The sequence below is a fragment of the Pseudohongiella sp. genome (genome assembly GCF_040877505.1).
Classification (GTDB): Bacteria; Pseudomonadota; Gammaproteobacteria; order Pseudomonadales; family Pseudohongiellaceae; genus Pseudohongiella.
Genome location: NZ_JBBDNQ010000036.1, coordinates 1 through 2,019 on the forward strand (window position 1 = coordinate 1; position 2,019 = coordinate 2,019).

Sequence of the window (2,019 nt, forward strand, 5' to 3'; positions counted from 1 at the left end):
TTCCCGCTCTGAACCGTGCACAGAATGCATTGAGTAGTCCCGGAGTATGGTGTTAATCAGTGTCTGGTAGCCAATGTGTTTTTCTGCAGCCTGCTTTTTTAATAGCAGCACGACATCGTTATCCAGGCGAATCGTTGTGGATACCTTTTTGGCCGAATAAAAACGACCACGAACACCGTTTGAGAAATCGTAATCGGCTTCCAGCTCAAAATCGTCCAACGCAGCTCTCTGTTCAAGTGTTCTCATAGAATGACCTCTCACTCCGATTCGCCTCTCTTGCACTGATGATGCGAATAACCTCTTCACCCTCATCTGTGAAGAATACATTAGCGACAACCAATATCTGCCTGTTTTTTGTACTACCCAAGATAATCAAGAAAGATGCGTTTAATAACGCAGAACACCAACTGACGCAACACAGCAAAGCACGAAAAGACGCTGGCCTCTACGAAAGACAAATTGCTCAATTGTTAAACCGAATCATTCTGATCAGCTGTAAAAAATAATCGCGGGACCATATATCCAGCGCCCGGGCATCCGGTAAAAACCTCTCTACATCGGTACGTGCAGAGCGGATGTCCAGCGTTTCAATTCTGTTCTTTAACAACACCTTGAACTCAGGTATCGGTATGTCACGCTCGGCCAAATCCCCACTCTGAAACGCACGTTCCGCAAAATGATGCAGGTTCAACGGGTAGCCCTGGCGAACGTACCATTCGAAATCGAACCAGTCGCGCCCCTTCACTCGATTGCCCCACTTGCGATACAGCAGCGCATGCATTTTGCCCGCAAACAAGTCTGGCAGTGCAAAGCACTTGGTATAGAACGAATAGGGCTGAATCAGTAAGCGTTCTTCCGTTTTGAAGCCCAGCGGTGGATCTTTATCGACTTCCAGCTTGATTTTTAAGGCCTTCTGGCCATTAACCGTTAAATGGTAGAGGCTTGATGTTTTTTTCAGAAAAGCCGACTCAATGCCAGACTCTGCCGATTTCTGTTTTGCCGTTAGGCTGACCTCGAACCCAAACGCGCTGAACTCATCCCGGATAGCCCTGAAATAAGGCTCCAGAGAGAACGACCGGTCTGGCGCTAGCAGAGAGAAGTCCAGGTCTTCTGAAAACCGGGGAAGGCCATAGAAAATGCGTAAACAGGTCCCCCCATAGAAGGCGGCGCGGTCAAAAAAACCTCCCCGCTGTAGCCCGGCCAAGGCTATTTCCTGCATAACCTCTCGCAGGGCCAGCGTTCTGGAAGCCGCGTCACCCTCATAACGGGCCAGCATCTGCTCGACGACCGTCATGACCAGCGCTCCAGAACCTGGCCCAGCAACCTAAACAGCAGCTCTTTATGGCCAGCAGACACATAGCGTGCAACTACATCCGGCTCCGGGTTTTTTAGCATTGCACTGTCTACCCGCAAATCATCCTCCAGAAAGGTCTCCATAGCTGTACGTGAGGCCAACCTCAGATTACGCGTCAGCAATAACTTATCGCACAGTGATTTGGTTGGCCCCGCCATTAAATAGTGGCCCTCTCCTTCGGCTACTGCCTCCATGCGGGCACCCACCAGTACCAGCGATTCCGGTATGTGTTGATAGGTGTAATAGCCCAGAGAGGTTTGGTAGGCTTTCGCCCTGCGGGAGGTCACCGATGTTACGGTAAACACCCCCTCTGGAATCACACCATGCCAGGCAAGGGCATACTCAAGCGATACACAGGAGGGGCCATACAAATTATTGGCAACAAGCGGCAAGCACAGAGGCTGCTGGCGCCACGGTGGCGCCAGAACATACAGGCCTTTCTTCAGAGACAGCAATACGCCTCGGTCTATAAGGCTGGCTATTTTGTCGTTCACAGAACGGTATTCACCCAGAACCGATAACAGCGAAGACCGGCCAAAAGGGGCGCTACCGAATTGTTGAAGCTGCAGCTCAATGCTCATATGCAGATTTTACACAGATAACTGACTTATTATCGATTATCTGTGTAAATTTTACCGAATACAAGTGGTGAAGTGGCGGAACAC

General features: G+C 50.1%; 3 protein-coding genes. All 3 read right to left on the bottom strand.

Features of this window, described 5'->3' with window-relative positions; genetic code table 11:
- The coding region (locus WD071_RS13305; protein ID WP_368048875.1) for a BrnA antitoxin family protein at positions 1 to 246 on the bottom strand (246 nt) is incomplete at its 3' end.
- Positions 247 to 463: 217 nt separating this feature from the next.
- Positions 464 to 1,294 (bottom strand): nucleotidyl transferase AbiEii/AbiGii toxin family protein, encoded by an 831-nt coding sequence (locus WD071_RS13310; protein WP_368048876.1) that lies wholly within the window; start codon positions 1,292 to 1,294, stop codon positions 464 to 466.
- Positions 1,291 to 1,848, bottom strand: a complete 558-nt coding sequence (locus WD071_RS13315) for a hypothetical protein (RefSeq protein WP_368048877.1) — start codon at positions 1,846 to 1,848, stop codon at positions 1,291 to 1,293. Before WD071_RS13315 ends, WD071_RS13310 begins: the two co-directional genes overlap by 4 nt.
- Positions 1,849 to 2,019 lie beyond the last annotated feature (171 nt).

Excerpts from the sequence above, each read along its gene's own strand:
- WD071_RS13310 (WP_368048876.1), bottom strand. The coding sequence starts at position 1,294 with ATGACGGTCGTCGAGCAGATGCTGGCCCGTTATGAGGGTGACGCGGCT.